The organism is Allobosea lathyri (genome assembly GCF_900108245.1).
Classification (GTDB): domain Bacteria; phylum Pseudomonadota; class Alphaproteobacteria; order Rhizobiales; family Beijerinckiaceae; genus Allobosea; species Allobosea lathyri.
On record NZ_FNUY01000011.1, the window covers coordinates 114,798 to 134,219 of the forward strand.

General features: G+C 65.3%; 16 protein-coding genes. 10 read left to right on the plus strand and 6 right to left on the minus strand.

The genetic code is table 11. The features are described from left to right. Window positions 1-38 precede the first annotated feature (38 nt). Window positions 39-920, plus strand: a complete 882-nt coding sequence (locus C4S73_RS22350) for a LysR substrate-binding domain-containing protein (protein ID WP_103874800.1) — start codon at window positions 39-41, stop codon at window positions 918-920. 9 nt (window positions 921-929) lie between these two features. Here the strand turns inward: C4S73_RS22350 and C4S73_RS22355 are convergent, their stop codons facing one another. Beyond that, entirely contained in the window at window positions 930-1,589 is a 660-nt protein-coding gene (locus tag C4S73_RS22355; protein ID WP_103874801.1) for a GNAT family N-acetyltransferase, read from the minus strand. A gap of 131 nt (window positions 1,590-1,720) precedes the next feature. Between C4S73_RS22355 and pdxR the strand changes: the two genes are divergently transcribed. Both pdxR and C4S73_RS22365 read left to right on the plus strand, forming a co-directional pair. Beyond that, entirely contained in the window at window positions 1,721-3,196 is a 1,476-nt protein-coding gene (gene pdxR / locus C4S73_RS22360) for a MocR-like pyridoxine biosynthesis transcription factor PdxR (RefSeq protein ID WP_103874874.1), read from the plus strand. A 118-nt stretch (window positions 3,197-3,314) separates the two neighbouring features. Then, the gene (locus C4S73_RS22365) at window positions 3,315-4,361 is read left to right on the plus strand and encodes a lactonase family protein (RefSeq protein WP_103874802.1); all 1,047 of its coding nucleotides are present in this window, start codon (window positions 3,315-3,317) and stop codon (window positions 4,359-4,361) included. 233 nt (window positions 4,362-4,594) lie between these two features. Here the strand turns inward: C4S73_RS22365 and C4S73_RS22370 are convergent, their stop codons facing one another. The 3 genes from C4S73_RS22370 to C4S73_RS22380 all read right to left on the minus strand — a co-directional run bounded on the left by C4S73_RS22370 (window position 4,595) and on the right by C4S73_RS22380 (window position 8,566). Beyond that, window positions 4,595-5,851, minus strand: coding sequence for a glucarate dehydratase family protein (locus C4S73_RS22370; protein ID WP_103874803.1), 1,257 nt, complete (start codon window positions 5,849-5,851; stop codon window positions 4,595-4,597). 57 nt (window positions 5,852-5,908) lie between these two features. Continuing rightward, window positions 5,909-6,745 carry an NAD-dependent epimerase/dehydratase family protein gene (locus C4S73_RS22375; protein ID WP_103874804.1) on the minus strand — a complete coding sequence of 279 codons (837 nt, stop codon included), beginning with the start codon at window positions 6,743-6,745 and terminating at the stop codon, window positions 5,909-5,911. A gap of 93 nt (window positions 6,746-6,838) precedes the next feature. Further along, window positions 6,839-8,566: an IclR family transcriptional regulator domain-containing protein gene (locus C4S73_RS22380; protein WP_103874805.1), complete on the minus strand. Its 1,728-nt coding sequence runs from the start codon at window positions 8,564-8,566 to the stop codon at window positions 6,839-6,841. A 320-nt stretch (window positions 8,567-8,886) separates the two neighbouring features. Here C4S73_RS22380 and C4S73_RS22385 point away from each other — a divergent pair, with 320 nt between their 5' ends. The 7 genes from C4S73_RS22385 (at window position 8,887) to C4S73_RS22415 (ending at window position 18,154) form a co-directional block, all read left to right on the plus strand. Further along, a complete protein-coding gene (locus C4S73_RS22385; protein WP_160115876.1) occupies window positions 8,887-9,741 on the plus strand; it encodes an aldose epimerase family protein in 855 nt (284 codons plus the stop codon). A gap of 100 nt (window positions 9,742-9,841) precedes the next feature. Then, window positions 9,842-11,800, plus strand: coding sequence for an ABC transporter substrate-binding protein (locus C4S73_RS22390; protein ID WP_103874807.1), 1,959 nt, complete (start codon window positions 9,842-9,844; stop codon window positions 11,798-11,800). A 62-nt stretch (window positions 11,801-11,862) separates the two neighbouring features. Next, a complete protein-coding gene (locus C4S73_RS22395; protein ID WP_103874808.1) occupies window positions 11,863-12,849 on the plus strand; it encodes an ABC transporter permease in 987 nt (328 codons plus the stop codon). A gap of 3 nt (window positions 12,850-12,852) precedes the next feature. Then, the gene (locus tag C4S73_RS22400; RefSeq protein WP_103874809.1) at window positions 12,853-13,980 is read left to right on the plus strand and encodes an ABC transporter permease; all 1,128 of its coding nucleotides are present in this window, start codon (window positions 12,853-12,855) and stop codon (window positions 13,978-13,980) included. After that, entirely contained in the window at window positions 13,977-15,704 is a 1,728-nt protein-coding gene (locus C4S73_RS22405) for an ABC transporter ATP-binding protein (RefSeq protein WP_103874810.1), read from the plus strand. Before C4S73_RS22400 ends, C4S73_RS22405 begins: the two co-directional genes overlap by 4 nt. Before the next feature lie 19 nt (window positions 15,705-15,723). Then, window positions 15,724-16,947 carry a mandelate racemase/muconate lactonizing enzyme family protein gene (locus C4S73_RS22410; RefSeq protein ID WP_103874811.1) on the plus strand — a complete coding sequence of 408 codons (1,224 nt, stop codon included), beginning with the start codon at window positions 15,724-15,726 and terminating at the stop codon, window positions 16,945-16,947. A gap of 4 nt (window positions 16,948-16,951) precedes the next feature. Next, window positions 16,952-18,154 (plus strand): mandelate racemase/muconate lactonizing enzyme family protein, encoded by a 1,203-nt coding sequence (locus C4S73_RS22415; protein WP_103874812.1) that lies wholly within the window; start codon window positions 16,952-16,954, stop codon window positions 18,152-18,154. A gap of 471 nt (window positions 18,155-18,625) precedes the next feature. On the opposite strand, the gene C4S73_RS22420 is transcribed toward C4S73_RS22415, so the two are convergent. Continuing rightward, window positions 18,626-18,850 (minus strand): hypothetical protein, encoded by a 225-nt coding sequence (locus C4S73_RS22420; RefSeq protein ID WP_146071463.1) that lies wholly within the window; start codon window positions 18,848-18,850, stop codon window positions 18,626-18,628. 143 nt (window positions 18,851-18,993) lie between these two features. Beyond that, entirely contained in the window at window positions 18,994-19,362 is a 369-nt protein-coding gene (locus C4S73_RS22425; RefSeq protein ID WP_146071464.1) for a hypothetical protein, read from the minus strand. Between the last annotated feature and the right edge of the window lie 60 nt (window positions 19,363-19,422).

Genomic DNA, 19,422 nt, shown 5'->3' on the forward strand with positions numbered 1-19,422 from the left:
TCCAATGCAGCCAGACTGTAGCGCTGCTACAGTCCTGCATGTCCCGCCTGCCACCGCTCGTCACCCTGCGCGCTTTTGATGCCGCCGCCCGCCATTTGAACGTGCGACTGGCGGCCGAGGAGCTCAACGTGACGCATGGCGCCGTGGCGCAGCAGATCCGCGCGCTCGAGGCGGCGATGGGCGTAAAGCTTTTCGAGCGCCACGCGCGCGGGCTAGCGCTGACCCCAAATGGGCGAACCTTCCATCCCCCGGTCAGGCGCGCCTTTGCGCTGATCGCGGGTGCTGTCGCCGCGGTCGAGCCGGGGCGCGGTCGCGATGAGCCAAGCGTCACCGTGACGGTGACGCCGTCCTTCGCGACGAAATGGCTGATCCCGCGCCTCGGCGATTTCGCGAATTGCATGCCCGATGTCGAAGTCCGCGTGCTGGCGTCGGAGCGCGTCGAGGCGATCGGGGTGCGCGGAGCGCCCGACCTCGCGGTGCGCCTGACCGCCCCGCCCTTCGCGCCGCCGGCTGAGGCGACGCTCCTGATGAGCGTCGATCTCTTTCCGGTCTGCGCGCCCGCAATTGCGGCTGAACTCACGACGCTGCAGGATCTTGCGCGCGTCACGCTCCTGCATGACGGGCACTCGCATTGGCCGATCTGGCTCGAACGGGCCGGACTCGCCGCGAGTTCGACGACAAGCCGGCGCTTCAACCAGACCGCGCTCGCGCTCGATGCCGCGCTTGACGGCCAGGGTATCGCGATCGCGCCGGCACCGCTGGTTCTCGACGATCTCAAGCGCGGGCGGCTCGTCGCCCCGTTCGGGGCAAGCGAAACGCTGAGATCAGAGCAGTCGTTCTATGTGATCACGCCGGGAACGGCGCGCATCCGGCCTGCCGTCCTGGCGTTTCGCGACTGGTTGCTCCGCGCCGCCGCCTGAGCCGGCCGATCAGAAACTCAACCTGACGCGCTGCTGGCCGTTCTCGTCGAAATTCTCAGGCGCCAGCCAGGCTTCGTAGCCGGCTTTGAGGCGCGGCCAGTCGGCATCCACCATCGCAAACCATGCGGTGTCGCGATTCCTGCCCTTCGTCACCATATGCTGCCGAAAGATGCCTTCAGGCGTGAAGCCGAAACGTTGGGCAGCGCGCTTCGACGGCTCGTTGAGATTGTTGCACTTCCATTCGAACCGCCGATATCCCAGCGCATCGAAGGCATAGCGCGCGAAAAGATAGAGCGCCTCCGTCGCGACGCGGCTGCGGGCGATGGCAGGCCCCCACAGGATATTGCCGATCTCGATGACACCGTGCACGGCGTCGATCCGCATCAGGGCCTGCCGCCCCTCGGCCCGCCCGGTCTTCTTGTCGATGACGGCGAAGAACAATGGATCGGCGGAGGTCGAGGCCTTTTCCAGCCAGACGCTGAAGGCCGCCATATCGGCGGGCGTCTCCTCAAACAGATAGCGGAAACGGTCGTCGGCACCAGGCTCGCGGGCGGAGGCGAGCAGGTCGGCACCATGTTTGGCAGGATCGAGCGGTTCGAGCCGCGTATAGCGGCCTTCCAGCACAATCCGCTCGGGGCGCGAGACGCCCTTCCAATCCGACAGATCCATGGTAACGCCCTGATTTCGCGATCCGGTTGCAAGTACGGCTGTGGCCGCATCAACCCATCGTTGGCGGATTTCATGGTATGGCGTAAACTGCCACTTCTTTCATTTTAATCAGACCGCTTTGGGACCTGATGATGTCGGCAAGCGCCTTCGCCTGGCAGCCTCTGGACCGGGCAACCGGCGATCTCGAAGGACAGCTCTATCGCGGGATGCGGGAACGCATCCTCGACGGGACGATGGCGGCGGGGCAAAGCCTGCCGTCCACGCGCGCTTTGGCTCTCACGCTTGGCGTCGCCCGCTCGACCGTGGTGCAAGCCTATGAGCGCCTCAAGGCAGACGGCTATCTCCTTGCGCAAACGGGCTCGTCGACACGCGTCGCCGAAGTCGGGACAGCGCCGCTCCCTGCCACCCCACGCCCGGCGTCAGGCCTGTCCGTGCCGGCCAGGGAGCTCCCGCTTTCCAAGCTGTTCGAGCCCGGCATTCCCGATCTCACGGCTTTCCCGCATGCGAGTTGGGCCCGCTATCTCGGCGCGCGTGGGCGATCGCTGAGAATTCACGATCTCGGATATGGCGATGCCGACGGCATCCGGGAGCTGCAGGAGGCCATTCTCGATCACGTCGCGCAGACGCGCGGTGTCGTTGCGCGGCCCGAGCAGGTCATGATCGTGCCATCGACCCGCGCCGCGATCAGCCTGCTGACGTCCGTGCTGCTGCGGCCGGGAGAGGCGAATGGCAGCGTCGCCTGGATGGAGGAGCCGGGCTATCCCACGGCACAGGCCCTGCTACGCGCAGCCGGAGCGGAGATCGTGCCGGTGCCTTGTGACGAGGCCGGGATCGATGTCGCGAAGGCCGGCGGGCCGCCGCCACGACTGATCTATGTGACACCCTCGCATCAATATCCGACGGGCGTGACGATGAGCCTGCAACGGCGGCTTGCCCTGCTGGAGGTCGCGCAGGCGAGCGGCGCTGTCGTGATCGAGGACGATTACGACAGCGAGTTCCAGTATGGCTCGCGGCCGATCGCGGCGCTTCAGGGCATCGACCGCAACGGCATCGTCGCCTATCTCGGCACCTTCTCGAAAATCTTCGCCCCGGGGGTTCGGGTCGCCTACGCGATCGTGCCGCTGCGGCTGCTGCAGGAGGTTTCGGCCGCTTTGCAGCTGCGAGGCGCCGTCGTGCCGATCCATATCCAGGCGGCCTTGGCCGACTTCATTCGCGATGGCCGCCTGCGCGGCTATATCCGCAAGATGAAAGCCCTCTATGCAGCGCGCATGGCAGCAAGCGTCACCGCACTTCAGCGCCATTGCGGCGACGTCCTGCATATCGGCGACGGATCGGGCGGGCTCCAGCTGGCGACATGGTTCCGCGACCTGCGTGCCGACGATCAGGCCATCGCCCGGAACATGAAGGCGCATGGTTTCGCGATGCAGCCGATGTCGCGCTTCCAACTGGGGCGCGCGCGGCCCGGGCTGGTCTTTGGCATCTCGCGTGTCGCACCAGCGACCGTACAGGCCGATATGGCGCGGTTGGCCGCGCTCATGCCGCGGTCCGCCGGGCAGATCGGCCCGGCGACATCGCATGAGAGCAACGGGTCGGCAGCTCAATGCTAGCGCAGCAGGTCGTTATCCGGTTGGCTGCCGCGCGGAATCTCAGCTATGTCCAAGCGTCCATGGCCGGTGGGGGCAAGCCAAATACCCGTCAGAAGCCTGACAGCGACTGGAGCCGAGCATGTCGTCTCATCATCCCAACGGTCAGGCCGATATCGCCGTCTATATCGGCAATGGCCAGAGCGGCGATATCCATGTCCTCAGGCTGTCAGTGGGCGACGGTAAGCTGAGCCTCGTCCAGCGCCAGCCATTTCCCGGTTTGGAGGAGCCCGGACGCTCGCTGCCTTTGGCGCTGTCGCCCGGGCGGGAGTTCCTTTACGCAGCCATGCGTGGAACGCCGCGAGGCATCGCAAGCTTTTCGATCGACCCGAGCACGGGCGCGCTTTCCGCTCTGGGTTTCGCAGCGATGGCCGAAAGCGTCGCCTATATCCACACCGATCGCAGCGGCCGCTTTCTGTTCGGCGCCTCCTATGACGGCAATCTCGTCACGGTCGGCCCGATCGGACCCGATGGCATGGCGCAGGACGTGACGCAGCGCGTTGCGACCGCGCCGCACGCCCATGGCATCATGAGCGACCCGGCCAACCGTCGGGTACTGGCGACAAGCCTTGGCGGTGACCTGGTTTACAGCTTCGATTTCGACCATGTCGGCGGTGCCCTGGCGCAACCTCGAACCACGTCCTTGCCGAAGGGTACCGGCCCTCGGCATTTCGTCTTCGATCCAAACGGGCGGTATCTCTATCTGCTGGGCGAACTCGACGCTTCGATTACGGTGTTCGAATACGATGCGGAAAAGGGCACGCTCCACAGCAAGCAAAGCGTCAGCACTCTGCCAGCCGGCTTCGACGGAGCGGCCTGGGGTTCGGATATTCACATCACACCCGATGGCCGCTTTCTCTATGCCTCGGAGAGGCGCAGCTCGGCCCTGGCGAGTTTCGGCGTAGAGACGGATGGCAGGTTGCGGCCCCTGCAGAACGTCCCGACCGAAACCCAGCCGCGCGGCTTCGGCATCGACCCGACCGGGCGCTATCTGCTCGCGCTCGGGCAGCTGACCGACCACGTCACGGTCTATGCGATCGATGGCGCGGACGGGGCGCTCAGCATGACCGACCGCATCGCAGTCGGGAGCGGACCGGACTGGGTGGAAATGGTCGAGCTGGAGAGCTAAACCGAGCTGTATTGGCTGGGAACCGCGCCGTCATCCTGGGCGTAGCGAAGCGGAGACGCGGGATCCATCGGAGGGCTCCGAAGCTCTACGATGGATCCCGGATCTGCGCGGCTTCGCCGCTTGTCCAGGATGACGGCGTGGTTCCGAGCCTGAACAGCAGAGTCTAAACTGTTTTTTTGCTGGCACTCTCCGCCAGCCCCCGGGGGCGCGGCGAGCCTGTGCTGTAGCCGGCTTCAGAAGCGTGGGCGCGCCGGATTGAAGTCGGGCTGGTATTTGCGCATCTCCTTGGTGTCGTCGCGCACCCGGATGCCGCAATCGAGATATTGCCGATGGAGGCGCGCTAGCGCCGCGTGATCCAGCCGCACGCCGAGGCCCGGCCCTTCCGGCGGCGCGACGGAGCCATTCTCGATCCTGAGCTTGCCGCCCTCGATCACATCCTCGACCTGCCACGGGTAATGCGTGTCGCAGGCGTAGGCGAGGTTGGGAATGGTGGCACCGACATGGGTCATCGCCGCCAGGCTGATGCCCATATGAGAGTTCGAGTGCATCGAGATGCCAAAGCCGAAGACGCGGCCTAGATGGGCCAGATGCTGGGTCGCGCGCAAGCCGCCCCAATAGTGATGGTCTGACAGGACGACCTGGACGGCGTTCAACCGGATCGTTTCGGGAATATGCCCGAAGGCGATGGTGACCATGTTGGTGGCGAGCGGCATCGGCGCGAATGTCGCGATCTGCCCCATTTCGGCGAGCGTCCGGGCGGGGTCCTCGAGATATTCGAGCAGCCCCTCCAGTTGCGGCATGACGCGCCGCGTCGTCTCGACCGACCAGCCGCCATTGGGATCGATCCGCAACGGATGATCCGGGAACGCCTTGCGCAGGTGCCGGAGCGTCTCGATCTCGAAATCCGGCTCGAATACGCCGCCCTTGAGCTTGATCGAGCCGAACCCGAACTCCGTCACCATCCGGCGCGCCTGCTCGACCATCTGCTCATGGCTGAGCGCCTCGCCCCAATCATCGGCCGGATAGCCGGGATCGTCCTTATGCCCAGCGAACTTGTAGAAGAGGTAGGCGCTGTAGGGCACCCGGTCACGCAGCTTGCCGCCCAGGATTTCGTAGAGCGGGCGGCCTGTCAGCTGGCCCTGGAGATCGAGGAAGGCGACTTCGAAGGCCGCAAGCGCCGAGGCACGGGCTTTGTCGCCGGCAGGCGCGAAGGTCTGGCCGGGATCGGGATCTCCGCCGACCGCCGCATAGACGACCCGCGTCAGCCCGTTCAGGTCGAATGGATCGAGCCCGATCAGCCCAGGCTTCACCTTGCCGAGATTGGTGAGGGTTTCGAGATCGCCATAGCTTTCGCCGAGCCCGACATGGCCATCGGCTGTTTCGACTTCGATGATGCTGCGCAGAGCCCAAGGCTCGTGCACGCCGGAGACATTCAGAAGCGGCGGATCCCGGAAGGCGATCGGGGTGACCCGGACATCGGTGATGCGCATCGGCGGCCTCGTGACGGTCAGGAGGGGAAGAGTCGGGATCGCACAGGGAGCCGCGCCTCAGGCAGGTGGCGGAACCGGTGCGCCGGCATATTCGATGGAGCAGAAGCCGCCGCCCTGGAAATAGAGCGCCGGCGGCTCATGCGTCAGCTGGGCCTCTCCCGCCATCGCCTCCTCGGTATAATCCTCGGCATGGTCCTGGGGCCGGTAGCCCAGCCCGTGGGCGACGGCATTGTCGTACCAGCCGCCGGCATTGTCCGAAACGCCGTAGACGATGGTGTTGTGGATGTCGGGATGCTCCAGCCCGATCAGGCAGAGCTGGGCGAGATCGCGCCCGCTGACCCAGATTTTGAGCGTGCGGGCATTGCCGGGGATGTCGGCGGCATTGCCGATCCGCACATGCATGCTGCGGATGCCGTATTTGTCGGCATAGAGGGCGCCCACCGCCTCGCCCCAGCATTTGCTCAGGCCATAGCGGCCGTCGGGCCGCGGCAGGACCGTCTCGTCGATGCGCTGCGTGCGGGGATAGAAGCCGACGGCGTGATTGCTGGAGCCGAAGACGACGCGGCGCACGCCCTGACGCCGCGCCGCTTCGTAGACATTCCAGGTGCCGATGACATTGGTCTGCAAGATGTCCTCGAACGGTGCTTCGCGCACGACACCCGCCATGTGGATCACCCCGTCCATCCCCTCCATGGCCCGTTCGACGGCGGCGATGTCGCCGATATCGGCCAGCACGGCCTCTTCGTTCGCAGCCAGTTCAGCCGGTGCCACGGCATCGAGAATGCGGATGCGCGCGAAGCGGGCGCCCAGTTCCCGGCGCAGTTTCCGCCCGATATTGCCGGCCCCGCCCGTGATCAGCAGGTTGCGAAGGGCGGTCGGCGGTTGCTCTTCCATGCGTCGTCTCCCGGCTTTTTTCGTTGAGCGAGATGATAGACTTGAGCTTGGCGATAGACCTGAACTTGGCGATAGACTTGGCGGCTCCCCGGCTCAGCGCAGCAAGGCCGCCCGAAGGCGGCCGTCGAGGGCGAAGACATTGCCGGAGGTCGGAGCCTCGGCAATCTGCTGCGGAGTCAAACCGATCCGGCCACTGGTGACGTAGAGCAGGTCGCCATCGGGGCCGCCGAATGTCAGCCCTGTCGGGCGCGGCACGGGCAAGGACAGAAGCCGCGTGTCGGAGCCGTCGCGCCGCAGCCGCGCCAGGCTCCAGCCATCCCACAACGCGACCCACAGATGGTCAGGCTCTTCCAGAGCCAGCGCCATGGGGCGGCCGTGCAAGGCATCGACGCGCGCGACCAGTTCCGGATTCCCGAGCCCGTTGCGCGGCCCGATGCGGAAACGGACGATGTCACCGGCATCCCTGAGGGCGGCGTAAAGATGGCGCCCGGAGGAATCGATCAGGATGTCGGTGGGAGCAGAGGGCAGTTTGGCCTCCAGCACGGCCTCACCGTCGATGAGACGGTACAGCCCCGGGCGGATCTGGGGAGCCGATGTTTCCCCGACGCCGAGCCAGATCTGCCCATCGCGCCCGTGGCAGGCGCAAGTGATGCCGGCGAGCACCTCCGGCGACAGCTCCGGGCTCAACGGGGTCAAGCGCGCATCCCGGTCGACGGTCATGGCGCCCTTTTCCGTTGCGACGAACCACCGGCCCTCGCCGATCGAAGTCAGGGCCATCGCCGGCGAGGTAAACCGGGCCATCACCTCCGACCGGGGCGGAGCCGTGGGCTCCTCGTCGCGCGAACGCATGATGGCGGGCGCAAGCGCGTCCAGCCAGAGCAAGGAGCCGGTCTCGGCATCCCAGCTCGGCGACTTCCCCAGGAACGAGCGGGCGCTCGAGGCGAGCGGCATCTCCCCGCCATCGGGCCGGCCACGTGGACGCGTGCCGCCGCGCCGCCTCACGGCCTCGCCAAGCCGCCGGGCTGCGGTTGCAACCTCGGGTCCGAGCTGATGAGCGCGCTCCAGCGTCATCCTGTAACAGGGCCCCGATACCGTGAAGGCTCCGATCGGAACGTCGCCATCGCCGGGCACGGCTGCGCTGACGCAGCGCACGCCCTCCATGAACTCCTCGTCGTCGATGGCATAGCCTCGCAACCGGAAGACATCGAGCTGCGAGCGTAGCTGGGTCGGGTCGGTGATCGTGCGGTCCGTGACGCGCTCGAAGCTCATGCGGCCGATCAGGGCCTCGCGCTGGGCCGGGGCCAATGCTGCCAGATGAGCCTTGCCCATTCCCGAGCAGTAGAACGGCCGCAGGCTGCCCAAAGGCGCACCCGTACTGATCGGATACAGGCTCACGATCTTCTGCAGGATGATCATGCTGGCGCCACCGGGCGCGGCGAAATAGACGGTTTCCCCGCTGAGTTCGTGCAGCCAGCGGATCTCCGTCATGGCGAGCATCGGCAGATCCGGGATCGGCCAGACGGCCTGGGCGTATTCGAGAAACTTGAAACCGGGGAAATAGCCCTGCCCGGCAGCATCGACGCGAACCAGGCCGCGCTGCTGCAAGGTATTGATGATGCGGTAGGCCGTGCTGCGCGGCAGACCCAATTCATCGGCCAGGCTCTGTGCCCGGTGCTCGCCGGGCGAGGCGGCAATCAGGTCGATCAGGTTCAGCGCCTTGCCGACCAGTCGCGTGCCGCGAACCTCGGCGACGGCCTCGTCGCGCGGGCCCTCATCGTCGGGCCCGGCGTCCTTCTCGAGGCTGGCGACACGATTGCGCATGAAAGGAAGCCGGGCCTGTCGAAGCGAGATGAAGCGGCGAAGGCCGCAACTTACGCAGGCGCCCGGCAGCTCGCAACGATGAATTACCACGATGTAAGAAATATCGATGCTGCAACTGCGAGATAAGGCATGGTTTCACACATAGTAAGAACGGCCGTTGACAGAGCCCGACACCGCTCCTAGCCTTTCACTCAAGATCGGGGACATCCCGGCTCATGGGACGAAACGTGACTATGGCGGACGCGACGACGGCACAGCTTCGTTCTGCGCAGGCCTCGCCGTCTGTCCTTGCTCTCGCGGCCGGGCCGATGAGAGCGACAGTGAGGCCTCTGGACGGCGGCCGGATCGCCTCGTTCTGGCGCGAGGAGCCCAGCGGCCATCGCACCGACCTGCTGGTGCCGATGCCCGAAGCCGCGTACGACCCTGCCATCTGGCCAAAGGCCGGCAGCTATCCGCTCGTCCCCTATTCCAACCGCATTCGTGATGCCGCCTTCCGCTTCGGCGAGACCAGGGTCGAACTGGCGCCGCACCCGGCCGCGGCTCCGCATGCGCTGCACGGCTTTTCCCAGATGCGACCCTGGACCGTGGCCCGGCAGGCCGCAGCTCAGATCGAGATGCGCTACCGCCACGATCCGCAAAATGATCCCAGTGGCTGGCCCTGGGCGTTCGAGGCGGTGCAATTGATCACACTTGGCCCGTCGGGCCTGACGCATGAGATCGGCGTGGAAAGCCGCGCGGACTCGGCCATGCCGATGGGTCTGGGTGTTCATCCCTATTTCGCGGTGTCGCAGGGCGACCGGATCCGCTTCACCGCTGACGCCTTATGGGAGGCCGATGCCGACGGGTGCGGAAAGCAGCGTCTCCGGCTTTCCGGCAGCGCCCGCCAATACGACTCGGGTCATGGCGAGAAGGACATCACGAGCTACTATGCCGGCTGGGACGGGAATGCCTGGATTCAACGTCATGACGGCACTCAGATTGCGATCCAGACCAGCGCCCCGCTCGACCATCTCGTATTCCACGTGCCGGCTGGCGGGCGTTATCTGTGCCTCGAGCCCGTGAGCCATGTCGCGGACGCCTTCAATCTCGCGGCAGCCGGACAGCCGGAAACCGGGATGCGCGTGCTGAACCCCGGCGAAGCCCTTCGGGCCACGGTGCGGATCGGAGTGGCATGATGTGAACAAACCGGGCGGTCGCACCAGCCGCCGCCCGACAGCTTTCGACCCTGAACGACAAGGCCAAAAGGCCGGCAACATCTCAGAGAGGGAGGATGGCATGAGCAAGGACACCCAACGAGGACCGTATCGGCGCCGAGGTCTCGACCGCCGCGACATGCTGAAGGGGCTTGCCGGCGCAACCGCGCTTTCGGCCCTGCCCCATCAGGCTTTAGCGCAGGCAGCCAAGGAAGCGCCGGCTCTCGCCAAACTGGCGGCGGACGGCAAGCTGCCGCCGCTGGCCGAGCGCATCTCGGCCAATCCCCTGGTCATCAAGGTCGAGAAGGTCGGCCGCTATGGCGGCTCGCTTAGGCGCGGCCTGCGCGGCTCCTCCGACCATAACGGCATCCTGCGGATGGTCGGCAACCAGGGCCTGGTGCGCTGGAACCTCGCCTTTACCGAAGTCCTGCCCAATGTCGCCGACAAATGGGAGGTGAACCCGGATTCGACCGAATTCACCTTCTACCTGCGCAAGGGCATGAAATGGTCCGACGGCAAGCCGTTCACGGCCGATGATGTCGTCTTCTCGATCGAGGACTGTGCCAAGAACACCGAACTCTACAAATCCGCGCCTTCGGCGATCGTCATCGACAACAAGTCGTGCACCGCGACCAAGGTCGACGAAACGACGGTGAAATTCACCTTCGCCAGCCCCTATGCGCTGTTCCTGGAGCAGATGGCGACGCCGCTCGGCCAATATCCGACGCTCTTTGCCAAGCATTACTGCAGCCAGTTCCACCCCAAATACAATTCCGGCATCGCGGATCTGGTCAAGGCGGCGAACCTGTCCGACTGGGGCACGCTGTTCCGCAACAAATGCGGCGATATCGAAATTCCCTCGCGCTGGGGCAATGTCGACAAGCCGACGCTCGACCCCTGGGTGGTCAAGGAGGCCTATACCGGCGGCGCAACCCGCGTCGTGATGGAGCGCAATCCCTATTTCTGGCAGGTCGACACCGCCGGCAACCAGCTGCCCTATATCGACCGGCTCACCTTCAACATCTCGCAGGACGTCGAGTCGCTGATGCTCGACGCGATTTCGGGGCGTCTCGACATCCAGGAACGCCATCTCGACACGCTGCAGAACAAGCCGACGCTGTCGCAGAACATGCAGAAGGGCGGCTACCGCCTGATCGAGCTGATCAGCTCCTCGTCCCAGCAGGTTCAGATCTACCTGAACATGACCCACAAGGACGCGAAGGTCAGGGAGATGTTCGCCAACAAGGAGTTCCGCAAGGCGCTCTCGCTCGGCATGAACCGCAAGGAGATCATCGACCTCGTCTATCTCGGCCAGTCGCAGCCGCACCAGACCGGGCCGCGTCCGGGGCACCCCTGGTATCATGCGGGCCTGTCGGAGCAGTTCACCGACCACGACCCGGCCCAGGCCAACGCGATCCTGGACAAGCTCGGCTACGCCAAGAAGGACGGCAGCGGCATCAGGCTGCGGCCGGACGGACAAAAGGTCTTCTTCGCCATCGACGTGATCCCGACCCTGTATCCCGACCAGGTCGACGCGCTCGAGCTGGTGAAGCGCCACTGGGCCGAGATCGGCGTCGACATCAAGGTCAATACGATCGAGCGCGCGCTCTACTACACGCGGGGCGACAACAACGACCATGACGCGGCGGTGTGGCCGGGGCCCGGCGGGCTCGACCCCATGCTCGATCCGCGCGACTACTTTGCCCAGCATACGCAGGGCTCGCGCTACGCCGTTCCCTGGGCGCAATGGTATGTTTCGGGCGGCAAGGACGGCCAGGAGCCGCCGGAGAGCCAGAAGCAGCGGATGAAGCTGTTCGACCAGGCCCGCGCCACGGCCGATCTGCAGAAGCGCGCCGCGCTGATGAAGCAGGTCTTCGACCTCACGGCCGATGCATTCGAGACCGTCGGCATCTGCCTTGCGGTCAACGCCTTCGGCATCTGCAAGAACAACCTGCAGAACGTGCCGGCGCGATACCCCAACGCCTGGACCTGGCCCAATCCCGGCCCGGCTCTGCCACAGCAGTTCTTCTTCGCGACATGAGCGACAGGAGCCCGGCTACGCCTCGGGCGTGATCGGGCTCCTCCTCCGAAACAGGAAGTGCCATGCTCCGCTTCATCGCAAAGCGCCTCCTCTGGATGGTGCCTTCTCTGGTCGTCGTCAGCTTTCTGGCGTTCGTGCTGATCCAGCTACCTCCGGGCGACTACGTCACGACCTATATCGCGACGCTCGCAGCCTCGAACGAAGTCGTCGATCAAAACACCGCGGCCGATCTGCGTGCCCGGTTCGGGCTCGATCAGCCCATGATCGTCCAGTACTTCAAATGGATCACCAACATCCTGCTCAGGGGCGATTTCGGCCTGAGCTTCGAGTGGCAGCAGCCGGTCGGAGACCTGATCTGGGAACGGATGGCGCTGACGCTGGTGCTGACCTTCTCGACGCTGCTCGCCACCTGGGGCATCGCGCTGCCGATCGGCATTTTCTCGGCGGTCAAGAAATACTCGATCGGCGACTACATCGTCACCTTCTTCAGCTTCCTAGGCCTCGCTGTTCCCAGTTTCCTGCTTGCACTCGTGCTCATGTATGTCGCGGCGGTCGAGTTCGGGCAGGAGGTCGGCGGGCTCTTTTCCGAACAGTACCTGACGGCGCCGTGGAGCATCGGCAAGGTCATCGACCTGCTCCAGCATCTCTGGATCCCCGTCATCATCCTGGCCGTCTCCGGCACAGCCAGCCTGATCCGCGTCATGCGCGCCAACATGCTGGACGAACTGCACAAGCCCTATGTGACGACGGCGCGCGCCAAGGGCCTTTCCGAATTCCACCTGCTGGTGAAATACCCGGTTCGCCTCGCCCTCAACCCGTTCATCTCGACGATTTCCTGGCTGCTGCCGAACCTGGTCTCCGGTTCGATCATCGTCGCCATCGTGCTGAGCCTGCCGACCGCAGGACCGCTCCTGCTTCAGTCGCTGATGAGCCAGGACATGTATCTGGCCGGCGCCTTCGTATTGCTGATCTGCGCGCTGACCCTGATCGGCTCGCTCATCAGCGACATCCTGCTCGCCCTCGTCGATCCTCGCATCAGGCTGGAATAAGCCATGACCGACAGCGCTCTTTCATCCATCGACAGCAAGCGACTGGCCGTCGCCTCGCAATGGCAACTCGTCTGGTGGGCATTCAAGCGCCACCATCTCGCCATGGCCGGACTTGTCGTCACGGTGTTCCTCTACATCATCGCCATCGCGCCGGGCTTCTTCGCCATCAACGATCCCTCGCAACAGAATGCGCGGGCAGCCTTTCATCCGCCGCAGACGATCCATTTCATCGACAGGGGGGCGGATGGGAGCTGGTCGTTTCGCCCCTTCATCCACCCCAACGTGTTCAAGCGCGACCCGCAAACGCTCTCGGCCGTCTATAGCGAGGACAAGACCCGCCGGAGCTATGTCAGGTTCTTCGGCGAAGGCTACGAATACAAGCTCTTCGGCCTGTTCAGCACGACAGCCCACCTCATCGCCTCGGAGAACAAGACCCAGCCGATCTTCCTGCTCGGGGCCGACCGCCTCGGCCGCTGCGTCTTCAGCCGCATCATGCAGGGCGCCCAGATCTCCCTGTCGGTCGGCCTGGTCGGCGTCCTGCTCTCCCTGACGATCGGCATCCTGCTCGGCGGCATCTCCGGCTATTTCGGCGGGCGGATCGACTTCGCGGTGCAGCGCGTCATCGAATTCGTGCTGTCTCTGCCGAGCATCCCGATCTGGCTCGCTCTGTCGGCCGCCCTGCCCCAGGATTGGCCGGCGACACTGAATTATTTCATGATCACGCTGATCCTGTCGCTCACGGGCTGGGCCCAGCTTGCCCGGGTCGTGCGAGGCCGCTTCCTGAGCTTGCGCACCGAGGAGTTCGTCACCGCGGCCCGCCTCGACGGCGCCTCGGAGGGGCGGGTGATCTTTCGCCACATGCTGCCCAGCTTCGCCAGCCACATCATCGCGTCGATCTCCCTGGCGATCCCCGCGATGATCCTGGCCGAAACCTCGCTGAGCTTTCTCGGCCTGGGACTGCAGCCGCCGACCATCTCCTGGGGCGTGCTGCTGCGCGAAGCCCAGAACATCCGCTCCATCGCGACCGCGCCCTGGCTGTTTGCTCCCGGCGTCGCCGTGGTGATCGCCGTGATCGCCCTCAACTTCCTGGGAGACGGACTGCGCGACGCAGCCGATCCGTACAACAAATGAGCGTCATCGATCTCGCCACCGGCCTTGAGACGCGCGCTGCCGCGCTGGCCCCGACAATCCTCGAAGTCACCGGGCTCGTGACGCATTTTCCGGTGCGCAACGGTGTCGTCAGGGCCGTCGACGGCGTCTCCTTCACCCTCCAACGCGGCAAGACGCTCTGCATCGTCGGCGAAAGCGGCTCGGGCAAGAGCGTGACCGCGCGCTCGATCCTGCAGATCGTCGATGCGCCCGGGCGCATCGTCTCCGGCGCGATGGTCCTGCATCGTCCCGATGGCAGCTCGGTCGATCTGGCGAAGCTCAACCCGCGGGGGCGCGAGATCCGTGCGGTTCGCGGCCGCGAGATCGCGATGATCTTCCAGGAGCCGATGTCGTCGCTATCGCCGGTGCATACGGTCGGCGACCAGATCATGGAGGTGCTCCAGCTCCACCTGAAGATGGGAAAGAAGGAGGCGCGCGCGCGCTGTGTCGAGCTGCTGGGCCAAGTCGAGATCCCCAAGCCCGACGCTGCGGTGGACCGCTACACGTTCGAGTTCTCGGGCGGCATGCGCCAGCGCGTGATGATCGCGATGGCGCTTGCCTGCAACCCCTCCCTGCTTATCGCCGACGAGCCCACGACCGCGCTGGACGTCACCACCCAGGCGGAGATCCTCGACCTGATCAAGCGGCTGCAACAGCAGCACGGCATGGCCGTGATGTTCATCACCCACGACATGGGGGTGGTGGCGGAGATCGCCGACGACGTGCTGGTGATGCACCATGGCAAGGTGAAGGAGACCGGCCCGGTCGACGCCATCTTCCACGCGCCGCAGGACAACTACACGCGCATGCTGATCGGCTCCGTGCTGAAGCTCGAGCAGAAGGCGGAGATCCGGCTTAAGCGCGCGCCGATCCAGCAAGAGGCCCTGCCTGTCCTGCAGGTCCGCAATCTGGAAATGCACTTCGGCTCGCCCAAGGCCCCGCTCAAGGCCGTCGACGACGTCTCGCTGGAAGTCAGGCCAGGCGAAACGCTGGGGATCGTCGGCGAGTCCGGCTCTGGCAAGACGACGATGGGGCGCTGCCTGTTGCGGGTCTACGAACCCAATGCCGGAGTGATCGACTATCGCCGCGCAGACGGCCATGTCGTCGATCTGCTCAAGGCCGACAAGGACACCCTGAAGGCCTGCCGGCGCGAGATCCGGATGATCTTCCAGGACCCGGTCGGCTCGCTCAACCCGCGCATGACGGTGGCCCAGATCATCGGCGAACCGCTGCTCGTCAACAAGATCGCGGAGGGTCGGGAGCTCGACCACCGGGTTGCCGAATTGCTGCGGCAGGTGGGGCTGGAGCCCTCCTGGCGAGAGCGCTATCCGCATGCCTTCTCCGGCGGCCAGCGCCAGCGCATCGGCATCGCACGCGCCATCGCGCTCAACCCCCGCGTCATCGTCGCCGACGAAGCGACCTCGGCGCTGGACGTCTCGCTGCGCTCGCAGATGCTCGACCTGATGATGAACCTGCAGGACAAACTCGGACTGTCCTACGTCTTCATCAGCCACGATATCGGCGTCATCCGCTACATGTGCGACCGGGTGGCGGTGATGTATCGCGGCAAGGTGGTCGAGACTGGGCCGACCGAACAGGTCTGCGATGCGCCGACCCATGCCTATACGCAGGCCCTGCTCTCAGCCATTCCGCGACCGGACCCCAGGTCCCGCAGCATCCATCGGCGCCATCGCTATGTCGGCTGATTAAACCGCGGAACCTCCCATGAAGATCGTCGATATCAAGACCTTCCTGATGCATGCGGGCGCGCCCAGCCTCAAGAGCTGGGCATCCGACGGATCGTTCGGCGCGCAGCAATTCTCGAAGAACCTCACCGGCAGCCGCAACTGGCTGTTCGTCAAGGTCGTCACGGACGAGGGCATCACCGGGATCGGCGAATGCTCGGGCTGGCCTCGCGTCATCAGGACGGCGGTCGAGGATTTGAAGTCGCTGCTCGTCGGCGAGGATCCCACGCATATCGAGCGGCTCTGGCAGAAGATGCAGATCGCCATCATGGGCCACGGCATGACCGGCGTCGTCGGTGCCGGCGCGATGACCGGCATCGACATGGCGCTGTGGGACATCAAGGGCAAGGCGTTGAACACGCCGGTCTGGAATCTGCTCGGCGGCAAGCTGCGCGACAGGATCCGCATCTACGGCCACGCCAACACGCCGGAGACGGCGCTCTCGCTGAAACAGCGCGGCGTCACCGCCATCAAATGCGGCGGCGTCTCCGATCCCGTCAGGAAAGTTGCAAGCCTGCGCGAGGCTGTTGGAGCGGAGATGGACATCGCCATCGACCTGCATGGCCCGCCATGGCTGACACCGGCGGACGCGACGCAGTTCTGCCGCGCCCTCGAGCCGTACAGGATGATGTGGGTCGAGGACCCGATCGCGCCCGACAATCTCGACGGCTATGCCCGCATCCGCAACCATTCCTCCGTGACGCTGGCGGCGGGCGAACGTATGGCGACGATCTTCGGCGAGCGCGAGTTGATCGAGCGCGATCTGATCGATGTGGTGCAGCCCGACACCGGGCGCGCCGGCGGCATCACGCAGATGAAGAAGATCGCGGCGATGGCGGAGGCGCACCACATCATGCTGGCGCCGCATTCCGGCTCGCTCGGGCCGGTCGCGGAATACGCCGCCCTCCATCTCCTCGCGAGCTGCCCGAACGGGCTCGTTCTCGAACGCATCGAGGATGATTGGGAGGGCCGCGCCAAGACTGTCATCCCGCATCCGGTTTCACGCGACGGCTATATCGACGTCCCCGACGCTCCCGGTCTCGGCGTCGAGATCGACGAGGATTTCGTCGCGCAATGGCCAAGCGAGATGAACGTCTCGATCCCCGTCACCGAGGGGGCCGGCTCCTATGCGCAGGGTACCTTCCGCGAGCATGTCTATGTGCAGACCCGCTGGCGGCGGGGCGTCTATTTTCCGAAGGACTGAGCCGATGAAGATCGACCGCCTGCGAGTCTACATGTCGCGCGACAAGGACCGGCCCCGCGTCGTCGTCGCCATCGACACCGATGACGGCCTGACCGGCTGGGGCGAATGCTACAATCACGGCCCCGACAAGGCGCTCCCGCCGCTGCTCGACTATCTGTTCGAGTTCATCCGCGGACAGGACCCGCGGCGGATCGAGCATCTCATCCTCTATCTGCTCCAGCAGAGCCGCTTCCCGCCCGGAGCGCTCGGGCTGGCGGCGATCTCGGCGATCGATCATTGCCTCTGGGACATCTCGGCCAAGGCGCTGGGCGTACCCGTCTACATGCTGCTCGGCGGCCATGTGCGCGACCGCGTGCGCGTCTATGCCGGCGTCTATACCGCGCCGGACGCGGCCATCGCGCGCGACCAGTTCGATGCGCTGAACGCGCAATGGGGTCTGACGGCGTTCAAGCTCAGCCCCTACCGAATTGACATGCATGCGCACCGCTGGGGCGAGGTCGTGCGCACCAGCGCCGACTATTTCCGAAGCCTGCGCGAGACGGTGCGATCAGACTACGACATCGCCTTCGACGCTCATGCCAAGATCTTCGAGCCCCAGCAGGCCATGCAGCTCGGCAATGCATTGGCACCCTACGACCCGCTCTTCTTCGAGGAGCCGATCCGGCCCGAGAATATCGAGGCCTGGGGCGAGCTGAATCGCGGGCTCGCCTGCACGCTGGCGACGGGCGAGTCGCTCTACAGCCGGTTCGAGTTTCTGCGGCTGCTCTCGGTCAAGGGCTGCGACATCATCCAGCCCGACATCTGCGTCGTCGGCGGATTGCTCGAGATGCGCAAGATCGCCGCCATCGCCGAGGCGCACTACGTGACCATCGCGCCCCACAACCCGATGGGCCCCCTGGCCACCGCCGTGAACCTGCATTTCTCGGCCGCGCAGCCCAATTTCCGAATTCTCGAATACAGGCTCCCGCATGGTCCCAACTACGCCTTCGGCGACGGCAGCGGCGACGCCAACGCGCAACCCGACCGTTCGCAGGGAGCCTGGTACGTCAAGGACCCCTATCTGCCGAAGGATGGCCATCTCGAACTGCGGCCCGATCGTCCGGGCTGGGGTGTCGAGATGGACATGGATGTGCTCGCCAAGGAGGACTACGTCCACTGGGAGCGCAAGGTGCCGCGCCGCCCCGACGGTTCGACAGCCTATGCCTGACGCAAGCCGCGAGCCCTCGGGGACAGGGAATCAACGCCGCCGGGGGCTCTCGCTCGGGCAGCGGTTGCGCTCGACATATGCGTTGAGGGCGCCGAGTTCCTGAATGACCTCGGCGCGGCGCCGGCTGCGCCTATGCTGCAGCCACGGCTACCGCGTATCGGTGCGAGAAGCGAGAGGCGCGCGGCAGCGTTTCCCGCATGTCGCCCCGAGGTTATCGATCAGCTTCAGCCCGCGGAGCAGGGTATGGAGAGGGAGCGCCGCTGCCTCCCAACAGCGGGCTCCCTCTCCGCAGGCACCCGCCTGCGCTCGGCCCCTACCTTCGAGTGCCATGTGCCGCCTGGCCCATTCCGAAGTTGGAAGACGAGCGGCCGATCTTTTAAGCAATGCCTGCAATCGCGCCGATTACGGTCGAATTAACTGGACGACATGTACCCGGCCCGCCCCGGACATCCGATGCGGGCCGCATCGCGATTACCGATAGTGACGGCGGCGATGACGATGGCGTGGCGGCAACGGCCGGCGATAACGACGGCGGAGGCGATGATACTGCGAGAATTCCGCATCGGTCTCGTCCAGCGCTGCCGCATTGGCGGCCGGCAGGGCTTCGGCCTTCGCCGTCTCACTCAGCGCGACGGCGCCCACGGCACTCGCGGCGATACCGCCCAACAGGGCCGTCAAAAACGAACGTCTATCCAATGCTTCTCTCCTTCTGGCTCCCCCACCGGGGCCGGGCGCCGCCAAGAGGGACCGTGCAGGGTTTACAAAGAATGACGGCGATTGCCGGCACGTCGTCGCATGCGCGAGCGGAGGCCGGGTTTTCGACCCTGTGGAGATCGGTTTCAGGCTCGGGCATCCAACATCGCGCGCAGCTCGGAAACCATGCTTTCATCGAAGCTGATATCGAGGTCTATCCCGGCTCGCGTCTTGGTCCTCAGGATCAACGTCCCGTCATCCGCAATCGCGAAACTTGTCCGCTCGGCCATGACGGCGCTCAGAACGTCAGCCTTCGACACTGTGCCCCGGGTCTCGGCGGCATGCATGGCGGCCCCTTCGAAGCGTGAGAGGAATTCGCCTTCGAGCAGATGAGGAATGTGAAGGATGAAGCGGCGCCCATTGCTGTCGGTCAGGTCGAGGCAGCTGTTCTTGCCGCCCGGCGAGGCGCCGTGGCCATTGACGGCGCTCAATACGATCGTTGCAGGCTCTGTCATGTCGAAGATCCGGGGCTGGTAACGTCGGCCGCATCATTAGCGGTGTCGCGGCAAAACTAC

What these genes read in the sequence shown, in the direction of transcription:
- C4S73_RS22405 (WP_103874810.1), top strand. Translation starts at nt 13,977, where the DNA reads ATGAGCGTCATCGATCTCGCCACCGGCCTTGAGACGCGCGCTGCCGCG.
- C4S73_RS22410 (WP_103874811.1), top strand. Translation starts at nt 15,724, where the DNA reads ATGAAGATCGTCGATATCAAGACCTTCCTGATGCATGCGGGCGCGCCC.
- C4S73_RS22375 (WP_103874804.1), bottom strand. Translation starts at nt 6,745, where the DNA reads ATGGAAGAGCAACCGCCGACCGCCCTTCGCAACCTGCTGATCACGGGC.
- C4S73_RS22380 (WP_103874805.1), bottom strand. Translation starts at nt 8,566, where the DNA reads ATGCGCAATCGTGTCGCCAGCCTCGAGAAGGACGCCGGGCCCGACGAT.
- C4S73_RS22425 (WP_146071464.1), bottom strand. Translation starts at nt 19,362, where the DNA reads ATGACAGAGCCTGCAACGATCGTATTGAGCGCCGTCAATGGCCACGGC.
- C4S73_RS22415 (WP_103874812.1), top strand. Translation starts at nt 16,952, where the DNA reads ATGAAGATCGACCGCCTGCGAGTCTACATGTCGCGCGACAAGGACCGG.
- C4S73_RS22365 (WP_103874802.1), top strand. Translation starts at nt 3,315, where the DNA reads ATGTCGTCTCATCATCCCAACGGTCAGGCCGATATCGCCGTCTATATC.
- C4S73_RS22355 (WP_103874801.1), bottom strand. Translation starts at nt 1,589, where the DNA reads ATGGATCTGTCGGATTGGAAGGGCGTCTCGCGCCCCGAGCGGATTGTG.
- C4S73_RS22370 (WP_103874803.1), bottom strand. Translation starts at nt 5,851, where the DNA reads ATGCGCATCACCGATGTCCGGGTCACCCCGATCGCCTTCCGGGATCCG.
- C4S73_RS22395 (WP_103874808.1), top strand. Translation starts at nt 11,863, where the DNA reads ATGCTCCGCTTCATCGCAAAGCGCCTCCTCTGGATGGTGCCTTCTCTG.
- C4S73_RS22400 (WP_103874809.1), top strand. Translation starts at nt 12,853, where the DNA reads ATGACCGACAGCGCTCTTTCATCCATCGACAGCAAGCGACTGGCCGTC.
- pdxR (WP_103874874.1), top strand. Translation starts at nt 1,721, where the DNA reads ATGTCGGCAAGCGCCTTCGCCTGGCAGCCTCTGGACCGGGCAACCGGC.
- C4S73_RS22390 (WP_103874807.1), top strand. Translation starts at nt 9,842, where the DNA reads ATGAGCAAGGACACCCAACGAGGACCGTATCGGCGCCGAGGTCTCGAC.
- C4S73_RS22350 (WP_103874800.1), top strand. Translation starts at nt 39, where the DNA reads ATGTCCCGCCTGCCACCGCTCGTCACCCTGCGCGCTTTTGATGCCGCC.